We start from the raw sequence: 19,209 nt of genomic DNA on the forward strand, positions 1-19,209 counted from the left end.
CAGCTCATTATTCCAAACACCCCGGTCTCGAAAGAAACCGGGGTGTTGCTTTATGGATAAAATAAAGATAAAGATAAAAAACAACTCTAAAAGAACATTTGTACAGGTGCCCTGATTCAGAGATATAATGAAGAAGCTTTTAATTTTGGCATGATCTCGTGAAATTTAATTCTTTCTCTCAATTACCTGAAGATAATGAAGAACTTTCTCTTCCAGAGTTGATCTATTGGGCATCTTTAGGTGATCTAGAGCAAATAAAACAATTATTAATAGATGGAGAGGACCCTAATCAGATAGATGAGGAAGGCTATAGTGCTTTGCAAGCAGCAGCTGAGAATGATCATTTAGAGATAGTGAAGCTCTTGGTAGGAAAAGGTGCGCAAGTTGCTTATAAAAGTGAATACACAGCACTACAGTTAGCAGAAATGGCTGGTAATACAGACGTAGTGAATTATTTAAAAAGTTTATAAAATTAAAAAGGCCCCTTGTGTTTGGAAAAGAGGCTTTTTATTCAATTTAAGACAAATGATATTTTTGTAGCTTTTCAACAATTGATTGAAGACCTTTTACTTCAAATTCATTGGCTTCAAATTTTTCATCTTTATTGCGTTTAAAGATATCTCGTATTTCTATTACAGCATTTGGGTCAACAATACTTAAACTTGAGGTGACTTGGCGTATTTGGCTAATAGAGCGCGAGCCATTTGTGGAGCCATAGCCAATAAATGCGGCTGGTTTACCGCTCCATTCTTTACCTACATAGTCGAGTGCATTTTTTAAAGCTGGGCTGTAACCGTGGTTGTATTCTGGGCTAATAAAGATAAAAGCATCTGCTTGAGCAATTTTGTTTGCCCATTCTTGTTGTTTAGGTTGATCATAAATTCCGGTAGCGGGTGGGTGAGAGCCTGAAAACAGAGGTAAATCCCATTCTTTTAAATCGACTACTTCAGTTTGGAAATCTTTTAGACCCAATGTTGGAATTGTTGATTCTACCCAATTGGCAATTTTAATTGCTGTACGTCCTTCACGAACACTTCCCACGACAATATAGACCAGCATATATTTTTCCTAAGGATTTTTATCTTTATAACTTAATTCATTACATAGGACGTGAGAATATAGAATTTGTAAGGATTATTATGTCATGCATAAAGATTAAATAATAAAAAAGCCCTCAATCGAGGGCTTTTTTTACATCAACTTAATGCCTTGCTGGCCAGCTGGAGTTACTTTGAATATCTCTACTTCAAAAGTAATATTTTTGCCAGCTAAAGGGTGGTTGAAATCAATTTCAGTAATATCATCATTCACTGACTTTACAACACCAAATAAAGTTGCTTTTGCTTTATCTTCAAATTCGATCATGTGACCAGGAATAGGTCGTTGTTCGAATTTAACCGTATCAAAAGTTTGTATATTTTCCGGATTCCAAGGACCAAAAGCATCTTCTGGTGGAAGATGTACTGTACGTCGGTCACCTGCACGTAAGCCGAATAAGGCTTTCTCAAAACCTGGTAATAAGTTACCGTCACCAATAGTCAAGCTAACAGGTTCTTCACGGCTACGTGTATTGTCAATTTCTACGCCATTTTCAAGAGCAACAGAAAAGTGTAGGTCAACTTTAGAACCGTCAGTAATACGAATTTCTTCATTAGGTTGAATAATTTCGGTCATATTATGCATCCGAATTTTTAGGTCTTTGCTTCTCAAGGAAGAATGTATCGATGAGTAGCAAAATGGTACCTAGAGTAATGGCACTGTCCGCAATATTAAAAGCTGGAAAGTGATGATTTTGGTAATAAACATGTATGAAATCGACCACATAACCTAAAGTAATACGGTCAATTAAATTACCAAGTGCTCCACCTAAAATTAAAGCGATAGCTACAGGTAGCACCACCATTTTTTTAGGCATACGTAGCAACCAAAATACAAAAAGTATTGAAACTAAGCCTGCCAAAGATGTGAAGAAATAGCGTTGCCATCCTCCAGCATCAGATAAAAAGCTAAAGGCTGCACCATAGTTATGTAATAGTGTCCAGTTTAAAAATGGAAGCACTGGTACAGGATCTGCATAGTTCAGATGTGTACTTGCGATCCACTTTGTCCATTGATCCAACACAATGGCAAGGACAGAAAGTCCAAGCCAAATGAGGTTGTGTGGATAAAACTGGAATAAGCCTTTTTTAGCTTGTGAATTAGGCATATTTTCTCACTTCGCCACGACCAGTGACGTTCACAATACAACGACCACATAAACCAGGATGATCGGCGTGTGTATTTACATCAGGAAGGACGTGCCAGCAACGTGCACATTTTTCACCTTCTGCTGCAGATACTTGTACACGTAAGCCTTCCATTTCAGTTGCTTCACCTTGTTCAGCAAATGGATGTACTACTACTTGCGAAGTAATAAGAACAAAACGGAGTTCATCAGCCAGTTGGTTTAAAACTGTTTGTAATGATTCATTTGCCCAAAGTTCAACTTTGGCTGAAAGATTACTGCCGACAAGTTTAGCGTTACGAGCTGCTTCAATCTGTTTATTTACTGCAGATTTTACGCTAATCAATGTTTGCCAATCTGCTTCAGAAAGTAAGTTTGCTTTTGATGAAACAGGTAGGTCATACCATTCAGCTGTAAATACATACTTCTCAGTTTGTTCTGGAATAAGTGGCCACGCTTCTTGAGCTGTGAAGCTTAGAATAGGACTCATCCAACGAACAAATGCTTGTACGATATGATAAAGCGCTGTTTGTGCAGAACGACGCGCTTGTGAGTCAGCCTTAGTGGTGTATTGACGGTCTTTGATGATGTCTAGATAGAAACCACCTAAATCATTAATACAGAAGCTTGTTAACGCACTACACACGACATGGAAGTTCATTTCTTCATATGCAGTGATAATAGTTTGTTGTACTTCATTCGCACGTTGCAAGATGTATTGATCAAGAGCGATAAGGTCATCTACTGCTAAAGCATCTGTACTTGGTTTGAAACCATTTAAGTTTGCAAGCAAGAAGCGTAGCGTATTACGAATACGACGGTAGCTATCACTTACACGGCTAAAGATTTCTTTTGATGCTGCGATTTCATAGCGATAGTCGCTAGACGCGACATATAAACGTAAACCGTCAGCACCAAGTTGTTTGATAATTTCTTCAAGCGGAATATAGTTGCCTAAAGATTTCGACAATTTACGGCCATTTTCATCCACTGTGAAACCATGTGTTAACAAGGCTTTGTATGGCGCGCGATTATGAATTGCCATAGACGTTAATAAAGAAGATTGGAACCAGCCACGGTGTTGGTCTGAACCTTCTAAATATAAGTCAGCAGGGCTTTCTAATTCTTCACGTTGCTCAAGTACAGCGTAATGTGTTGTTCCAGAGTCAAACCATACATCAAGCGTATCACGAACAGCATTGTACTGTTCAGCATCTTCACCAATGAAGTCTTTTGCATCACGGTTAAACCATGCATCGATACCTTCTTGTTCGATAAGTTTTGCAACTTCTTCAATGAGTTCAGGCGTACGAGGGTGCAATTCATTTGTATCTTTATGAACGAAGAAAGGAATTGGCACACCCCAAGTACGTTGACGTGAGATACACCAGTCTGGACGACCTTCGATCATTGATTCAATACGGTTTTTACCCCAGTTCGGTACAAACTCGATATCGTTTTCAATAGCGTTAAGCGCACCTTCACGTAAACCTTTTTGATCCATGCTGATAAACCATTGTGGTGTAGCACGGAAAATAATAGGAGTTTTATGACGCCAGCAGTGTGGGTAGCTGTGTTTAATCGGTTGATGAGCCCATAAGCGGCCTACAGCACCTAAAGCTTCAATAATCTTTGGATTGGCTTTATAGATGTGCTCACCAGCAAAGATTGGTGCGGTTGGTAAGTAAACACCGTTACCACCTACTGGGTTTTCAACTTTAAGGTTGTATTGAAGACCTACTTTATAGTCGTCTGCACCGTGGCCAGGAGCAGTGTGTACCGCACCTGTACCGCTTGTTGCGATAACGTGTTCACCTAAAATAACTGGAACCTGGCGATCGGTAAGTAAAGGGTGTTGTAAAGTAAGATTTTCAAGAGCTGAACCAGTAAAGTCAGCTAAGACAACCGGGTTTTCAAGCTTGTAACGCTCAATTGCAGAAGCAACTAGGTCTTTAGCAAGAATAAAGTTTTGTTTACCACGTTCAGTCGTTACTTGTACTAATTGATATTCAATTTCGGCATGCAATGCAACTGCTTGGTTCGCTGGCAATGTCCAAGGTGTAGTGGTCCAGATCACGATGTCTGTTGGGTCTTGAACATCTACATTTACACGAGCGCTTAAATCTTTTAAATCTACAACGCCAAAACCAACGTCAATTGCGTCAGACTTTTTATCTTCGTATTCAACTTCAGCTTCAGCAAGTGCTGAACCACAGTCCATACACCAGTTCACTGGCTTTAAGCCCGGCTGGATATGCCCATTTTTTTGGATTAAACCTAAAGCACGAACGATATCGGCTTCTTGTTTATAGTTCATGGTGAGATAAGGATTATCCCAATCACCTAAAACACCAAGGCGTTTAAAGTCAGCACGCTGTAAATCAATTTGTTTTAGCGCATATTCACGGCACAGTTTACGGAAAGTCGCTGCATCAACTTTTTCGCCTACTTTACCTACTTTTTCTTCAACTTTTAGTTCGATTGGCAAGCCATGACAGTCCCAACCCGGAACATATGGCGCATCGAAACCTGCCAAAGTACGGCTTTTGACGATGACGTCTTTGAGTACTTTGTTAACAGCGTGACCCAAGTGAATTGTACCGTTCGCATATGGAGGGCCATCATGCAAAATATATTTTTTCTTGCCAATACGCGATGCACGAATCTGCTGATAAATGTTGTCGGTATACCACTCTTCTAACCATTTCACTTCACGTACTGCCAAATTTGCTTTCATTGCAAATTCAGTATCCGGCAGGTTTAGCGTGGCTTTGTAGTCCACTGCATTTTCAGTAGTTTGCTTATCGCTCATGCAAGTTGTCTTCCAGTTTAATCAGCTTGGGAGCCGACATGTTTTACAATCAAAATTCGAATTAAAAAGGAAATTGTGTCGTGTCGTTACGATATTGTCGTAATTGTTGCACGTCATTATCAATTCCTGCCTTAAGTGCCTCAAGCGAAGGGTAGTTCAATTCACCATGAAGATAGTGAAGAAAAGTCACCCGCATAAATAAGCCATACAGATTAGCAGAAACATCAGGGAAATGTACTTCTAATCTCCACTCTGGATGTTCTTGCTGAATGGCTGGGCGAGTACCGACATGACCTGCACCATAAAGGCTATTTTCATGATATCCGGCAATTCCTGGCTTTTCAGGGTCATCCTGAAGCACTTTTTGAGTTAGCGAAGTTGTTTCGCAAATGACTTCAACGCCATAAATACCATTTAAACAAGGCTTATGGCGGTTGAGACGGACATTAATCGTTGGAAAATCTAAAGTTCGTCCAATTTGGTCGCCATATTGAACTCGTCCAGTAATACTGTACGGACGGCCTAATAATTTAGCTGCTAAAGCGAGATTACCCACTTGAAGCACTTGGCGAATACGAGTTGAACTGACGCGTTCACCTTCGAGTTCAATCGTATGTAAATTTGTGACTTGAAAGCCGTAATTTCTTAAAAATTCGCTGTTGCCTTGACGGTCTTTACCGAAATGAAAGTCATCTCCTAAAACCAAAGCCTGCGCATTTAATTTGTCTTTTAATAACTCTGCGAATTCTGATGCGCTCATGCTACGGAAATGCTGGTCAAATTTGGCAACCGCAATGTAATCCACCCCAAGTTCAGCGAGGTATTCAACTTTTTCTCGTAATGAATTAATACGAGGTGGGGCATCGTAGCCTTTAAAGAACTCAAGCGGTTGTGGCTCAAAAATCATGACCAATGTTTTTAAGCCTTGTGCTGCAGCAATTTTTTTGAGTTGAGCAATCATCGCTTGGTGACCTAAATGGACACCATCAAAATTACCAATAGTTACCGCTGTTTGCGGCAACTGGAAATTGGGCGATAACGCATTAAGACGAAGCAGTTTCATGAACTTAAAATATGGCTATTTTTGCAAGGGCTATATATTGCCATAATCTCACAGATTCGTCTTGTTGTTGTGTTTTTACTCAGGTATTTTTCAATATGAATATCCTTTATATCTAAAAAATTGATGAATTAAATAAAAATAAATCAATTTTTCTTATTATTAATTTATCCTACTATAGCTTCATCCACTCTTTGAATAGAGGCTCAAGATGAAAAGACCCTTTTACCAATTAAATCAAAGTAAAGATGTTATACGGCATTTTACCCCAAATTGGTTTACAGCAACTATGGGTACTGGTGTGGTCAGTATGATTTTAATTCAGCTTCCATTTGCCAAATCATTTTTATTCACACTAGCAACTTTGTTATGGCAATTTAATATTGTTCTATTTAGTGTTTTTTCCGTTCTTTATTTATTGCGGTGGTTTCTTTTCCCTCATGAAGCGAAGCAAGTATTTAATCATCCAAATATGAGCTTGTTTTTAGGCGCTATACCGATGGGGCTCGCAACCATATTAAATGGCTTTTTAAGCTTCGGTGTCGGGCTTTATGGTGAAGTTGCAATCCATATTGCTCAAGCTTTATGGTACGTCGATGTATTTTTAGCACTCGCAATTGCGTGGATTGTGCCGTTTTGTATGTTTAGTAGACAGAACCATCAGCTACATACCATGACTGCAATCTGGCTTTTACCTGTCGTTGCTTGTGAAGTAGCAGCAAGCTCTGCGGGCATGTTGGTTGCACATTTACCAGCAGATTTGCATAGCTTTCATTTATTGTTAGCGGGCTACGTACTTTGGGGAATTTCTGTTTTACCTGCATTCGCTATTTTGACCATTTTAATGCTGCGTATGGCTTTGCATCAGTTACCGGAAAAAGAAGTCGCAATTTCTAGCTGGTTATCTTTAGGTCCAATTGGAACAGGTGCGTTAGGTCTATTGTTGCTAGGTGAACAAGCAAAAAGAGTGGCACCAAATGTAGGATTTGACCAGTTTGCCAATGTATTTCAAGCATTAGGCGTGGTAGGGAGTTTGGTACTGTTAGGCTTTGGGTTATGGTGGCTAGGTCTTGCGATATTAACAACGCTTCGTCATGCAAAAACCGGTATTCCGTTTAACTTGGGATGGTGGGGCTTAACCTTTCCACTTGGTGTGTTTATTTTGGCTTTATTTAATTTAGGGCATCAGGTTGAAGTTGTATTTTTACAGTATGTTGCAGTGGCACTTAGTGTTTTATTATTAGTGATGTGGAGCGTTGTAATGAAGAAAACCTTAGCCGGAGCCTATAGTGGGCAACTGTTCTTCTCTCCATGTTTAATCGCCTTACAACAAAAAATGCAGTAATAGTGAAAAGGTGCAAAAAAGCTTTTGCACCTGATTTATACTTATTTTCTAATTTATTTAATTTTGATTTGAGCTTTTTGAATGAACAAAGATATCGCTTTAATTATGGCACTTCCCAATGAATCTAAAGGTTTATTTGAACAAGCAGGTATTGAAGTCCATTATAGCGGTATCGGTAAAATCAATGCTGCCTTTAAAGCATTTGAAGTTATTCAAAAAACAGGCTGTAAAACTCTAATTAACTTAGGTTCGGCAGGAAGTTCATCTTTTAATCGACATGATTTGGTCGAAGTAAAAACTTTTGTGCAACGTGATATGGATGTTTCACCATTAGGGTTTGAAGTCGGTGTAACGCCGTTAGATGAGCACTTACCTGCTGAAATTCATCTTCAATCACATTTTTCTGATTTACCAAAAGGCATTTGCGGGACAGGGGACTCATTTGAAACGGGTCAGCCGAAAGTCGCTTGTGATGTGGTGGATATGGAAGGGTATGCCTTAGCCAAAGTTTGCCACAAGCTAGGTGTACGTCTAATTTCAGTGAAGTATATTACTGATGGCGCAGACGATACCGCTCATTTAGATTGGGAAGAAAATTTATTATTGGGCGCGCAAAAACTCTTGGCTCTTTATCAAAATCATTTCTAAAAAAAGATCGGCAAATTTGCCGATCTTTTTTATTTTAGCGAGGTAATACGCCATAGAGCATGAGATGAACTGTATGCTCAATCGAGCGTTGGAACATACTGCGGTTTCGCAACGTTTTTCCAGTCACCATTTCCATCTGAGTGGCAAAATCGGCATAGTTCTGTGTAAGGCCCCAAATATTGAGTATTAACAGCTCAGGGTCGATATCTGGGGAAATTTTTCCTTCTTCTTGCCATGTTTGAATAACCTTAGCTTTGCGCTTAAATAGCTTTTTCAAAGGCCCTTTCAGTATAGGTAAGATGTGGGGTGCCCCTTGGATAATTTCCAAAGCAAATAGTCGCGAAGCTTTTGGTTGGCTACGTGAAAGTTCGATTTTTTGTATTAAGTAGTGAGACAAAGCTTCGGCTGGTTCTAACTCAGCTTCTAAGGTTTGTAAGGGAGCAAGCCATTTTTGTAAAACTGTGGTCAGCACTTCCACATATAAAGACTCTTTATTTTCATAGTAATAGAAAATATTCGACTTATGCATGTCAGCGAGTTGGGCAATTTCATCCAGACTTGCACCACTGAACCCATATAGTGAAAACACATCAAGGGCGGCAGCAAGAAGCTGATTGCGCTTTTGAGTACTCTTCTTTTGTTCCATTTGCTGCATAAATTAAAAAGATAGTGCTCCCATTGTAAGGTAAATCGTTTGATTTGTGCACAGGTGTCTCACTTTTTTAGTGAAAAAACGGATAGTTATTTGAGCAATAGATATACTATTGTGCAAAAAATAGAGAGATTCACTAGTTTATTGTTATTCTTAAAAATATTTTTTTATATTCGCCCCAAAAAAGAGCAATAAATCATCAGTTTTATTGCTCGTTAATTGGACATTTTGTGGTTGAAATGGTACTCATTACTCATCTCAGCTTTAAGTTGCTAAAACAGCATCGAGTACTTGTTGTTCAAGCTGGGCAAAAGTTATGCTCTTTTTACGCGGACGTGGCAAATTCACTTGGAAACTTTGGGCAATTTGGCCCTTATCTAATAGGATAATACGGTCGGCCAGTTGCACTGCTTCACTTACATCGTGTGTGACCAAAATGGCAGTAAAACCTTGCTCTTTCCATAAACGCTCAATCAAGCTTTGCATCTCAAGACGGGTGAGCGCGTCTAATGCACCTAACGGCTCATCTAACAGTAAAATACGTGGAGTATGAGATAATGCGCGAGCTAGCGCTGTACGCTGGCGCTGGCCACCTGAGAGCTGTGAAGGCCACTGTCCCGATTTTTCTTTTAAACCCACCTTTTCCAGTAATTCTTCTGCCAAAGCATGTTGTGATTTTGGTAGTCCAAGTTGAACGTTTTGAAGAATATTTCGCCAAGGAAGTAAGCGTGGGTCTTGGAACATAACCCGAATATCATCGTTAGTAATCCCTTCGCGTAAATGTCGCGCAGATTTAAATTTAATTTCTCCAAAACTTGCTTTTTCAAGTTGGGCAATTAAGCGTAGTAACGTACTTTTACCGCAGCCACTACGACCAACGATCGCTAAAAATTCGCCCGGTTGAATATGCAGGTTCAGATCTTCAAGAACTTTCACCTCACCATAAAACTTGTAAAGCTGTTCAATCAGAATCTCTGCACCTACGACAGGTTCTTGTGACTCTGGATGATTTTCTGGAATGAGCTCTACGTCATTCTGATTAATATTTAAATTCAGATTTGTCATATTTTAAGCTCCCTTATTTTTGATAACCAGCGTGCCAACGTAGTAAATAGCGTTCCAAAATTTGTGCTAAAACATCGGCTAACTTGCCTAATAGGGCGTAAAGAAGAATACCGACCAGAACCACATCTGTTTGCAAAAACTCTCGTGCATTCATGGTCATATAACCAATACCTGCTTGCGCTGAGATCGTTTCAGCCACAATGAGTAATACCCAAACCAAACCTAATGCGAAGCGTAAACCTACTAAAATAGAAGGCATCGCACCTGGCAAAATAATTTCTTTGTAGAGCTGCCAGCGGGAAAGCCCATAGCTTTTACCCATCTCAATCAATTGTGGGTCGACTGAACGAATTCCATGATAGGTGTTGATATAAATTGGGAAGAAAACACCGACAGCAACTAAAAACAATTTTGCTGTTTCATCAATACCAAACCACAAAATCACCAGCGGAATAAGCGCCAGAGCTGGGATATTACGAATCATCTGTAAGGTTGTATCGAGTAGGGTGGAGGCGAAACGCGAAGACCCATTGAGCAGACCTAATAGCAAGCCTAAACCACCTCCTACTAAAAGCCCAAGCAATGCACGACCAGCACTTACTTTAACGTGATGCCATAGTTCGCCACTCACCAAAAGATGCCAAAAAGCTGAAATGACAGCACTTGGAGCAGGTAAAATGCGGCTTTCTAAAAGACCTGAACTTGAAGCAATTTGCCAAACAACCAATAGAACAATTGGGAAAATCCAGGGCAGCAAACGCTGCCCGATTTGTTTTGTTCCACGTGAAACAATATTTACATCTTGGCTCATGCAGGCTCCTTGACGGAACTATTTTGCTTCTTCTCGTCTGGAACATAGTTGTTGGCAATAATCTCACCGAATGGACCAGTTAAGTTTGGCTGAGCAAGTTTAGCTCGGGTCTCAATTGGTAATAACGGGAATACTAACTCTGCAAAACGGATCGACTCTTCAAGATGTGGATAGCCCGAGAAAATAAAAGTATCGATACCAAGGTCTGCATATTCCTGAATACGAGCAGCAACTGTTTCTGGGTCACCTACAAGTGCCGTACCTGCACCACCACGGACTAAACCAATACCTGCCCAAAGGTTTGGAGAGACTTCTAGCTTGTCTCGGTTACCGCCATGTAGCGCGGCCATACGTTGTTGGCCTACGGAGTCCATTTGAGCAAATTTTTTCTGTGCTGCAGCAATAGTTGCATCGTCGAGATATTGAATAAGCTCGTTCGCTGCTGCCCATGCTTGTTCGTTGGTTTCGCGAACAATGACATGCAAGCGAATGCCATAAGTTAATTTACGGCCTTTAGCCTCGGCTTTTGCACGAACATGCTCGATCTTTTCTTTCACGGCTGCTGGTGGTTCACCCCAAGTGAGGTAAGTGTCTACTTGCTCCGCTGCAAGGTCGACAGCGACATCTGAAGAACCGCCAAACCAAAGTGGTGGGTAAGGCTTTTGGACAGGTGGGTAAAGTAGTTTTGCATCATCTACTTGTAGGCGTTCACCGTGGAATGTAAAAGCTTCACCCGTATGTGAACGTGTCAAAATTTCACGCCAGATTTTTACGTATTCATTGGCTGTTTGGTAACGCGTTGAGTGATCTTCATATAAACCGTCACCGCGTAGTTCTGCTTCATCGCCACCTGTCACCAAGTTGAGTAACACACGACCATTCGATAGGCGGTCAAATGTTGCAGCCATACGCGCAGCTAAAGCTGGTGTGGTTACCCCCGGACGTAACGCAACTAAAAACTTAAGGTGCTGAGTTGCATCAATAAGGCTAGCCGCCGTAATCCACGGGTCTTCACATGAACGGCCCGTTGGAATAAGTACACCTTCGTAACCCAAATTATCTACTGCCACAGCAATTTGCTTCATATAGGCATGGTCAACCTGACGAGCGCCTTTACTTGTACCTAAATAGCGACTATCACCGTGGGTAGGAATAAACCAGAAAATTTTCATGTGCATTACCTATATGTCTATTGAAATTACTTGGCACCCCAAACAGCTTGTTTGATGCTGATTGGTTTTGGAATGATGCCTTGTTGGGTAAAGATGTCTGCAAGCTGCTGTTGTTCAGCAATCACTTTGCTGTTAAGAGGAGCTGCTGCTGATGGACGTGGACGACGTTTAATGAATAAGTCACTAGTTGCAGGTTTTAAGCCTGTACTTTGGCCAATCGCGCTCGCCGTTTCTGTTTGATGGCTTTGAACCCATTTGTCAGCTTGATTAATCTGTTTGATGAGTTCAGGAACAGCTTTTGGATATTGCTTAACAAAATTTGGAGCGGCTAAATAAAAGGTATAGTTCGGGCTTAGACCTTTACCAGATGCAAGAACACGAGCTTGGTCTTCTAATTGTGCTGAAGCGTAGTAAGGGTCCCAAATTGCCCATGCATCAACGGCACCTTTTTGAAATGCTGCGCGCGCATCGGCAGGTGTGAGCCAAATTGGCGTAATGTCGCTCCATTTTAATCCCGCTTTACGCACAGCCTGTACGAGCAAGTAATGTGAACTAGAACCTTTTTGCAACGCAATACGTTTGCCTTTTAGGTCTTTAAGCTGGGTGAGCTGCGAGTTTTTAGGAACTAAAATTGCTGACGCTAATGGCTTAGCTGCTTCATAAGCAATGTAATATAAAGGCTTGCCCGCTGCTTGAGCATAGACTGGAGGGGTGTCTCCAGTAACGCCAACATCGAGTGAGCCAACAGCCAAGGCTTCTAAAATTTGAGGGCCAGCCGGGAACTCGTTCCAAGTGATCTTGGCATTTGGAAATTCTTGTTCAAATAGTTTTTGTTGCTTGGCAATCGCGAAGTTAATCGAGCTTTTTTGAAAACCGATACGCAGTTCTTTTACGGTTGGGTCAATTGCCCAAGCAGGTGCAGCAATCGTTAAACCTAAGACAGCGACTGCATTAAAGCGCTTAACTAACTGAGTCCACTGACTCTTATTAAATAATGACTGATGTTGCATATAGATATCCTTGTTCCCTTCAGACAAGGCACAGCATTTATATCGTTATTTAAGCTGTGCCCAAGCTGGGTTTATTTCAGTTTTAAAATGGCATCTTGAATGGTGAGCTTGTTTGGAATGAGCTTTTGCGCATAAAAGGCATCGGCTACATATTGTTGTTCTTGAGCGACCTTGTCAGATATTGGTTGAACACCAAAACCCATTCGCGAAATAGAAGTTTTGAGTACATCAAACTCAAGTGCCGTAGGTTTTTCGAGTAATTTGGCAGCTTCATCCTGATGTGAACTCACCCATTCAGTAGTCTGATTTAGCGTTTGCACAACAGTGTTGAGTACTTTGGGATTACTTTCTGCAAATTTACGATCAGCTAAGTAAAACTGATGATTGCTCACCAAGTTTTCACCTGTTGCTAAAACACGAGCCTGAATTTGATGTTCAGCTGCTGCAAAGAACGGGTCCCAAATGACCCATGCATCGACAGCGCCTTTTTCAAAAGCAGCACGTGCGTCTGATGGCGGTAAATAAACTGGTTGAATATCACTTAAGCTTAAGTTGTTGGCTTCTAGAACTTTCAATAATAGGTAGTGAACATTCGAACCTTTATTCAGTGCGACACGTTTGCCTTTTAAATCCTGAATTGAGTGAATAGGAGAGTCTTTTTGGACCAATAATGCTTCTGCTTTTGGTGCAGCCGGTTGGTTTGCGACATAGACTAAATTTGGATTGGCTGCTTGAGCAAAAATAGGTGGTGCTTCGCCAGCCTCACCCAATGAAACGCTTCCGACATTTAGACCCTCAAGTAATTGAGGACCCGCAGGAAACTCGACCCATTTCACTTGTACACCTTGGTCTTTTAGTGCTTTTTCCAAGTCACCACGAGCTTTTAAAATAGGAAGGATGCCATATTTCTGGTATCCAATATTTAGAGTTGTGGTGGTCTGTTCCTCTTTTTTAGCACAACCACCTAGCATCATCACTCCCGCAAGGCTGGCAGCAATGACTGAATATTTTGCCCATGAAGTGGAATTAAAAAGTGCCATGTGGTTTCGTGCTCCCCGAAAGAGAAAAAGAAAAATAATTGGATGAGCAGATACCCTAAAGGGATTTTTATTTCATAAAAAATAAGTATTCAGTCTTTATTTATGCAAAAAAAAGCTAAAAACATTCGGCGATAAACTTATGCAAAAAAATGATTTATTAAACAGAATAATATTTAGGAAATAATTTTTAAGTTTTTGTAAATAAAATGAAAAATATGAAATGAAGAAAATTTAAAGATTTAAAAAAAGTACAACCATACATTAATGGTATGTATGGTTGTACTTTTGGGACTAAGCTTATCTGAAATAAGAATATCTTAAAAAATGCAAAGACTAGGGAAGCAGTTTTTTAAACACTAAAGAATTTCTTTGATAGTTATATAGTGCCTGACGGGCATTTGGTAATTCATCAACAGTGACTTGGTGGAAACCATGTTCTAAAAACCAATGAGCAGTTCGTGTTGTTAACACAAATAATTGACGAATACCTTGTTGTTTGGCCTTTTCTTCAAGGAATTGCAGAATTTGGCTACCACGATTTGATTTGCGATAACTAGGGTGTACTGCTACACAAGCAATTTCTGCCGAACGAGTTTCATTAAATTCAGTTGGAATTGGATAAAGAGCAGCACAAGCCAAAATCATACCGTCTCGTTCAATAACCGCAAACTGGCTAATTTCCTGCTCTAAACGTTCACGCGAACGATAAACCAAAATGCCTTCTTCTTCTAACGGGCGCAATAAATTCATTAAGCCACCCACATCTTGAATATGGGCTGTGCGAACTTCTTCATAGTGCGCATCGGTAATCATGGTACCCACACCGTCACGGGTGAAGAGTTCTTCAATGAGTGCACCATCATAGGCGTAAGAAATTAAATGAACACGGTGAACACCCGATAAAGATGCCTTTTTTGCTTCCTGTAAATGTAGGGTTAGGGTGGGGCTACTGGTCTGGTATTGCTGAATATAGTAATCAAGTTGATGCGGGCTCAATTCACGCAATAATTGTCCTTCTTCATTAAGCAAACCTTGTTGTTCACCTAAAAAGATTAATTTGTCTGCTTTTAAATAGGTCGCAGTTTTCGTTGCAACTTCTTCAGCTCTTAAATTAAATACTTCACCTGTGGTTGAGTAACCAGTTGGGCCCAGTAAAACAATATTATCGTTATCGAGATGACGCTCAATCGCGTCGGTATCTATGGAACGAACTTCACCCGTAAGCTGAAAATCCATTCCATCACGAATACCATAAGGTTTAGCTGTTACGAAATTACCTGATACAACATCTATTCGAGCGCCGTACATTGGAGAATTAGCCAATCCCATAGATAACAGTGCTTCAATTTCTAACCGAATAGATCCCACAGCACTCATGACACAGCCTAATGATTCGCGTGTTGTAATACGACTGTTATCATAAAAAGGTGTTTCGATACCTTTATCTTTAAGGTTTTGATTAATTTGTGGACGTGCGCCATGGACTAAAATTAAGCGGATACCAAGTGAATGCAATAAAGCAATATCATGAATAATATGTTCGAAATTAGGATCGCGGACGGCTTCACCGCCAAACATTAGAACAAAAGTTTTATCGCGATGGGCATTAATATAAGGTGCTGAATGTCGGAACCAATGTACATAATGTTGGGTGTTATTATGTGATTTCTCTAAAGACTTAGTTGGCATACCGATCTCGAATCAACAGCAAAAAGATATAAAGATGATTCTAAACAAAAAAGCTTAAAGTCGCATGTTTTAGATAGAAAAACACCCAAATTAGATTTGGGTGTTTGATGTTTTGTTAAATTAACGAATCACTTTAATGATTTTATGGCTTTGTTCATTTACCAGTACATAGTTACCATTCACTTTATACCATTTTTGAAAACGCCCTGGCTTGGTTAGTTTCTGGTGTGAGCGATAGTCAACTGCATAACGTGGGTGCTGATATTCACGGGGTACAACTTGACCTGCTCGCCAGTCATTGCGATGGTCGTCTTTTTTAATCACTTTAACTGTTTTTACGTCATGGTTTGGGTAATTGCCATGACGATCATGGTCATTTGGAGCAGCCATTGCTGTTGTTGCGATTAAACCACTCACTGAAAGAACAATTGCTGTTGTTAGTTTTTTCATCATGAACCTCGAATGATCAATTAAATTTCGATAATTGAAGATTAGTGAATAATTAAAGATAAATCGTGAAGACTAAGAACGATAAATGTGAAAACTTTCTATGAAATAAGAAGAAATTTAGAATATATGAATTTTTTATTATCTAATTGATATATAAAATAAAAAAAGGATAAGACCAATTGGTTTTATCCTTTTTAATGACTGATAGTGAGGAGCTATCAGACTTAGAAACCGCGGATGCTTACAATACTATTAGAATCCTTGTCGACTAAAATGTAATCGTTGTTAATTTTATACCATTGTTGGTTACGATCTGGTTTAGGCAGGTTATTGTCTTTGTAGTCGACTTTATAGCCATTGCCGCGATAATGCTGTGGCATGACATAACCTGGTTGCCAACGATGTTGCTTTAGACGTTCAAAACCACGTTCTTCACGCATACGGCGTTCATCGCGGAAACGATCATCGTCATTGTCCCGATCAAATTTATGTCCACGATCATTCCATTCACCATGCGGACCACCTTTAGGGCCATGTCCTCGATCAAAAGGAGGGTCGGCAAAGCTTGCCATACTAGTAGTCAGTACGGTTATGCAAAGAGTTAAGGTAGTGAACAACTTTTTCATGATGCATCCTCGTTTACATCTGATGTCTCTCATGGTGAATACTCTACGCGTAAAATGCAGAGAAACTGTGAAGATCATTTAATGCTTCAATTAAAATTACGGATAGATCCAGAGTTTTTATCAATAATAAAAAAGGCTTGTATATATCTTTTCAGGTATAGCCAAGCCAGATGTGATGATCGGCCGTAATGTATTTTAGCTTTTCATCTATAGTTATTTAATCCTGAGCATCAATACTTTGTCCATTGAGCGCCAAACTATCTTCACCCATTAAATAAAGATAAGCCGGCATAATCGACTCAGGTGTCAATAATGTTTTTGGATCTTCTTCAGGATAGGCTTTTGCACGCATTGCTGTGCGTGTTGCACCGGGATTAATGCAGTTAAAGCGGATATTTGGATAGGTATGCTCAGCTGCAAAAATTTTACTTACAGCTTCAATTGCGACTTTAGACACTGAATACGCGCCCCAGAGTGCACGTGCTTCGCGACCTACGCCAGAGCTGGTAAATACCACAGAAGCGTTATCTGATTTTTGTAAAAGCGGGAGTAGGGCTTGAGTAAGAGCAAAAGGCGCACGTAAATTTACTGACATTACATCATCCCATACTTCTGTTGGATAATGTGCCAGTTCTACTCGATCACCCAAAATGCCGGCATTGTGCAAAATACCGTCCAGACGACCAAATTGCTTTTCGAGAGTATTTACTAAAAAGTCATAATCACGATCAGAAGCACTCGAAAGTTGTAATGGTAAAATTGCAGGCTGAGGAGCGCCTAAACCTTCAATTTCATCATAAATTACTTCAAGTTTATTTAAGGTTCTACCATGCAAAACCACAGTTGCGCCGTGTAAAGCATAACTGAGGGCCGCAGCTCGCCCAATTCCATCACCTGCACCGGTGATTAAAATAATTCGATCTTTGAGAAGATCTGGACGAGGTTGATATTCTGAATATTTCATTGGTAAACCTCCTTCTTTTTATATTGATATAAATAACTGTTAAAAAAGCCTGTAAAACTCTTGTGTTAACCTATCATACGCTGATTTTCCTGTAGAGCAGGAAGCTTTTGACGTAACATCTCGTGTAATTCTGTCACCGTATTTACAATCGAGTCGGCTTGCCAAGCGGCTAAATCATCACGATGTTCGATAGGTAAATAACCGTATGCTGCCAAGATCGTATACATATCGGCATTGCGACCAGCATCAATATCACGTGGATGATCACCCACATAAATAATTTCATTTGCTGGTATATTTAACTGCTTTGCAGCCAAATACATTGGTTCAGGGTCTGGCTTGGTTTTAGAAACGTCTTCTGGACACACTAGAACTGCACAGCGTTCAGTCAGATTTAATTTATCTAACAATGACTCACTTAAACCACGTGGTTTATTGGTCACAATACCCCACGGAATTTGCTGAGCTTCTAACTCTTCTAAAAGTGGATACATGCCTTCAAACAGGTCTGTATCGACGACAATATTATTGCCATAAATATCTAAAAAGTTTTGTCGATGCGCCAAGAAAATTGGATTGGCTACATCCAGTTCTGGATAGACTAATTTGACCATTGCACGTGCGCCCTCAGAAACCTGAGTACGAATAAGATCGGCTTCTACAACAGGGCGTCTTGCATCACGGCACATTTGTTGAATAATACGAATAAAATCGGCAGCCGTGTCGATGAGAGTGCCGTCTAAATCAAATAAAACAGCTTTCATCATGCACCTGTATTTACTGTATGAACCATATAGTTAACATCAACATTTGGCGCTAACCAGTAATGCTTGGTAAGCGGGTTGTAGTGCAAGCCTGTCATTTCTTTTAAAGTTAAGCCTGCATTACGAATGTCATGTGCCATTTCTGAAGGGCGAATAAACTTGTGATAATCATGCGTACCTTTTGGAAGCATGCGTAATACGTATTCAGCACCAATAATCGCAAATAAATATGACTTTGGGTTACGGTTAATGGTCGAGAAAAACACATGACCACCTGGCTTCACTAAAGCCTGACATGCTTTAACAATAGATGCTGGATCAGGAACATGTTCCATCATTTCCATACAAGTGACCACATCGTATTGACCTGCTTGCTCTTGAGCCAATTCTTCAACTGGAATTTGGCGATATTCAATATTTTGAACATTGTCTTGCTGAGCATGTAAACGACCTACAGCTAAAGGTGCTTCACCCATATCAATACCGAGTACATCTGCACCACGGCGAGCCATGCTTTCAGCTAAAATACCGCCACCGCAGCCAACATCAAGTACTTTTTTGCCTGCAAGACCACCAACACGTTCATCAATCCAGTTTAAACGTAATGGGTTAATTTGATGAAGTGGGCGAAATTCAGAATGTTGATCCCACCATTTGGCAGCAAGTGCTTCAAACTTTGCGATTTCTTGTAAATCAACATTCAATTGCGACATGGTGCTACCTCTAAACTTGAGTTATCTTTTTGGATGTAGTTCGCCGTTAGTGTAGCGATTATTGGGAAAAAAGCGATAAACCCAATAAAAAACTTCACAGAAGCAAAACGAATTTAGCATATTTGTTTTATATTTAGAGCATAAGCTAATGCATAACAACTTAG

General features: G+C 40.1%; 20 protein-coding genes. 3 read left to right on the top strand and 17 right to left on the bottom strand.

The genetic code is table 11. From position 1 onward, the window contains the following. Positions 1-158 precede the first annotated feature (158 nt). On the top strand, positions 159-470 hold the full coding sequence (locus tag MSG95_RS13225; protein WP_004706141.1) for an ankyrin repeat domain-containing protein: 312 nt from the start codon (positions 159-161) through the stop codon (positions 468-470). 46 nt (positions 471-516) lie between these two features. On the opposite strand, the gene MSG95_RS13230 is transcribed toward MSG95_RS13225, so the two are convergent. The 5 genes from MSG95_RS13230 to ribF all read right to left on the bottom strand — a co-directional run bounded on the left by MSG95_RS13230 (position 517) and on the right by ribF (position 6,099). Further along, complete coding sequence (locus tag MSG95_RS13230; RefSeq protein WP_004706139.1) at positions 517-1,059, bottom strand: NADPH-dependent FMN reductase; 543 nt, start codon at positions 1,057-1,059, stop codon at positions 517-519. A gap of 132 nt (positions 1,060-1,191) precedes the next feature. After that, a complete protein-coding gene (locus MSG95_RS13235; RefSeq protein WP_004884037.1) occupies positions 1,192-1,674 on the bottom strand; it encodes an FKBP-type peptidyl-prolyl cis-trans isomerase in 483 nt (160 codons plus the stop codon). A 1-nt stretch (position 1,675) separates the two neighbouring features. Further along, entirely contained in the window at positions 1,676-2,206 is a 531-nt protein-coding gene (gene lspA / locus MSG95_RS13240) for a signal peptidase II (protein WP_001133879.1), read from the bottom strand. Then, positions 2,199-5,036: an isoleucine--tRNA ligase gene (gene ileS, locus MSG95_RS13245; RefSeq protein ID WP_077165079.1), complete on the bottom strand. Its 2,838-nt coding sequence runs from the start codon at positions 5,034-5,036 to the stop codon at positions 2,199-2,201. Before ileS ends, lspA begins: the two co-directional genes overlap by 8 nt. Before the next feature lie 61 nt (positions 5,037-5,097). Beyond that, positions 5,098-6,099, bottom strand: coding sequence for a bifunctional riboflavin kinase/FAD synthetase (gene ribF, locus MSG95_RS13250; protein ID WP_077165080.1), 1,002 nt, complete (start codon positions 6,097-6,099; stop codon positions 5,098-5,100). Between the two features lie 208 nt (positions 6,100-6,307). On the opposite strand from ribF, the gene MSG95_RS13255 reads away from it, so the two are divergent. After that, positions 6,308-7,441 (top strand): TDT family transporter, encoded by a 1,134-nt coding sequence (locus tag MSG95_RS13255; RefSeq protein WP_077165081.1) that lies wholly within the window; start codon positions 6,308-6,310, stop codon positions 7,439-7,441. A gap of 81 nt (positions 7,442-7,522) precedes the next feature. Further along, on the top strand, positions 7,523-8,089 hold the full coding sequence (locus MSG95_RS13260) for a 5'-methylthioadenosine/S-adenosylhomocysteine nucleosidase (protein ID WP_004706125.1): 567 nt from the start codon (positions 7,523-7,525) through the stop codon (positions 8,087-8,089). 34 nt (positions 8,090-8,123) lie between these two features. On the opposite strand, the gene MSG95_RS13265 is transcribed toward MSG95_RS13260, so the two are convergent. From MSG95_RS13265 to ubiG, 12 genes are all read right to left on the bottom strand, one after another. Beyond that, positions 8,124-8,744 (bottom strand): TetR/AcrR family transcriptional regulator, encoded by a 621-nt coding sequence (locus MSG95_RS13265; RefSeq protein WP_077165082.1) that lies wholly within the window; start codon positions 8,742-8,744, stop codon positions 8,124-8,126. Positions 8,745-9,005: 261 nt separating this feature from the next. Then, a complete protein-coding gene (locus MSG95_RS13270) occupies positions 9,006-9,806 on the bottom strand; it encodes an ABC transporter ATP-binding protein (RefSeq protein WP_004706121.1) in 801 nt (266 codons plus the stop codon). A 13-nt stretch (positions 9,807-9,819) separates the two neighbouring features. After that, positions 9,820-10,617 (bottom strand): aliphatic sulfonate ABC transporter permease SsuC, encoded by a 798-nt coding sequence (gene ssuC, locus MSG95_RS13275; RefSeq protein ID WP_004706119.1) that lies wholly within the window; start codon positions 10,615-10,617, stop codon positions 9,820-9,822. After that, positions 10,614-11,789, bottom strand: coding sequence for an FMNH2-dependent alkanesulfonate monooxygenase (gene ssuD, locus MSG95_RS13280; RefSeq protein WP_000689549.1), 1,176 nt, complete (start codon positions 11,787-11,789; stop codon positions 10,614-10,616). The genes ssuC and ssuD overlap by 4 nt, the downstream gene beginning before the upstream one ends. A 26-nt stretch (positions 11,790-11,815) precedes the next feature. After that, complete coding sequence (locus tag MSG95_RS13285) at positions 11,816-12,799, bottom strand: sulfonate ABC transporter substrate-binding protein (RefSeq protein ID WP_077165083.1); 984 nt, start codon at positions 12,797-12,799, stop codon at positions 11,816-11,818. Between the two features lie 71 nt (positions 12,800-12,870). After that, a complete protein-coding gene (locus tag MSG95_RS13290; protein ID WP_077165084.1) occupies positions 12,871-13,839 on the bottom strand; it encodes a sulfonate ABC transporter substrate-binding protein in 969 nt (322 codons plus the stop codon). 333 nt (positions 13,840-14,172) lie between these two features. Further along, positions 14,173-15,528 carry an amino-acid N-acetyltransferase gene (gene argA / locus MSG95_RS13295; protein ID WP_019457895.1) on the bottom strand — a complete coding sequence of 452 codons (1,356 nt, stop codon included), beginning with the start codon at positions 15,526-15,528 and terminating at the stop codon, positions 14,173-14,175. A 120-nt stretch (positions 15,529-15,648) separates the two neighbouring features. After that, positions 15,649-15,978: an RcnB family protein gene (locus tag MSG95_RS13300; protein ID WP_077165085.1), complete on the bottom strand. Its 330-nt coding sequence runs from the start codon at positions 15,976-15,978 to the stop codon at positions 15,649-15,651. A gap of 224 nt (positions 15,979-16,202) precedes the next feature. Further along, positions 16,203-16,604, bottom strand: coding sequence for an RcnB family protein (locus tag MSG95_RS13305; protein ID WP_039250170.1), 402 nt, complete (start codon positions 16,602-16,604; stop codon positions 16,203-16,205). 217 nt (positions 16,605-16,821) lie between these two features. Continuing rightward, a complete protein-coding gene (locus MSG95_RS13310) occupies positions 16,822-17,568 on the bottom strand; it encodes a YciK family oxidoreductase (protein ID WP_019457898.1) in 747 nt (248 codons plus the stop codon). A 65-nt stretch (positions 17,569-17,633) separates the two neighbouring features. Next, complete coding sequence (locus MSG95_RS13315; RefSeq protein WP_077165087.1) at positions 17,634-18,335, bottom strand: HAD family hydrolase; 702 nt, start codon at positions 18,333-18,335, stop codon at positions 17,634-17,636. Continuing rightward, positions 18,332-19,045, bottom strand: a complete 714-nt coding sequence (gene ubiG / locus MSG95_RS13320) for a bifunctional 2-polyprenyl-6-hydroxyphenol methylase/3-demethylubiquinol 3-O-methyltransferase UbiG (RefSeq protein ID WP_019457900.1) — start codon at positions 19,043-19,045, stop codon at positions 18,332-18,334. Before ubiG ends, MSG95_RS13315 begins: the two co-directional genes overlap by 4 nt. Between the last annotated feature and the right edge of the window lie 164 nt (positions 19,046-19,209).

Source organism: Acinetobacter sp. IK23 (genome assembly GCF_035615275.1).
GTDB classification, from domain to species: domain Bacteria; phylum Pseudomonadota; class Gammaproteobacteria; order Pseudomonadales; family Moraxellaceae; genus Acinetobacter; species Acinetobacter seifertii.

What these genes read in the sequence shown, in the direction of transcription:
- MSG95_RS13230 (WP_004706139.1), bottom strand. Translation starts at nt 1,059, where the DNA reads ATGCTGGTCTATATTGTCGTGGGAAGTGTTCGTGAAGGACGTACAGCA.
- MSG95_RS13235 (WP_004884037.1), bottom strand. Translation starts at nt 1,674, where the DNA reads ATGACCGAAATTATTCAACCTAATGAAGAAATTCGTATTACTGACGGT.
- lspA (WP_001133879.1), bottom strand. Translation starts at nt 2,206, where the DNA reads ATGCCTAATTCACAAGCTAAAAAAGGCTTATTCCAGTTTTATCCACAC.
- ileS (WP_077165079.1), bottom strand. Translation starts at nt 5,036, where the DNA reads ATGAGCGATAAGCAAACTACTGAAAATGCAGTGGACTACAAAGCCACG.
- ribF (WP_077165080.1), bottom strand. Translation starts at nt 6,099, where the DNA reads ATGAAACTGCTTCGTCTTAATGCGTTATCGCCCAATTTCCAGTTGCCG.
- MSG95_RS13255 (WP_077165081.1), top strand. Translation starts at nt 6,308, where the DNA reads ATGAAAAGACCCTTTTACCAATTAAATCAAAGTAAAGATGTTATACGG.
- MSG95_RS13260 (WP_004706125.1), top strand. Translation starts at nt 7,523, where the DNA reads ATGAACAAAGATATCGCTTTAATTATGGCACTTCCCAATGAATCTAAA.
- MSG95_RS13265 (WP_077165082.1), bottom strand. Translation starts at nt 8,744, where the DNA reads ATGCAGCAAATGGAACAAAAGAAGAGTACTCAAAAGCGCAATCAGCTT.
- MSG95_RS13270 (WP_004706121.1), bottom strand. Translation starts at nt 9,806, where the DNA reads ATGACAAATCTGAATTTAAATATTAATCAGAATGACGTAGAGCTCATT.
- ssuC (WP_004706119.1), bottom strand. Translation starts at nt 10,617, where the DNA reads ATGAGCCAAGATGTAAATATTGTTTCACGTGGAACAAAACAAATCGGG.
- ssuD (WP_000689549.1), bottom strand. Translation starts at nt 11,789, where the DNA reads ATGAAAATTTTCTGGTTTATTCCTACCCACGGTGATAGTCGCTATTTA.
- MSG95_RS13285 (WP_077165083.1), bottom strand. Translation starts at nt 12,799, where the DNA reads ATGCAACATCAGTCATTATTTAATAAGAGTCAGTGGACTCAGTTAGTT.
- MSG95_RS13290 (WP_077165084.1), bottom strand. Translation starts at nt 13,839, where the DNA reads ATGGCACTTTTTAATTCCACTTCATGGGCAAAATATTCAGTCATTGCT.
- argA (WP_019457895.1), bottom strand. Translation starts at nt 15,528, where the DNA reads ATGCCAACTAAGTCTTTAGAGAAATCACATAATAACACCCAACATTAT.
- MSG95_RS13300 (WP_077165085.1), bottom strand. Translation starts at nt 15,978, where the DNA reads ATGAAAAAACTAACAACAGCAATTGTTCTTTCAGTGAGTGGTTTAATC.
- MSG95_RS13305 (WP_039250170.1), bottom strand. Translation starts at nt 16,604, where the DNA reads ATGAAAAAGTTGTTCACTACCTTAACTCTTTGCATAACCGTACTGACT.
- MSG95_RS13310 (WP_019457898.1), bottom strand. Translation starts at nt 17,568, where the DNA reads ATGAAATATTCAGAATATCAACCTCGTCCAGATCTTCTCAAAGATCGA.
- MSG95_RS13315 (WP_077165087.1), bottom strand. Translation starts at nt 18,335, where the DNA reads ATGATGAAAGCTGTTTTATTTGATTTAGACGGCACTCTCATCGACACG.
- ubiG (WP_019457900.1), bottom strand. Translation starts at nt 19,045, where the DNA reads ATGTCGCAATTGAATGTTGATTTACAAGAAATCGCAAAGTTTGAAGCA.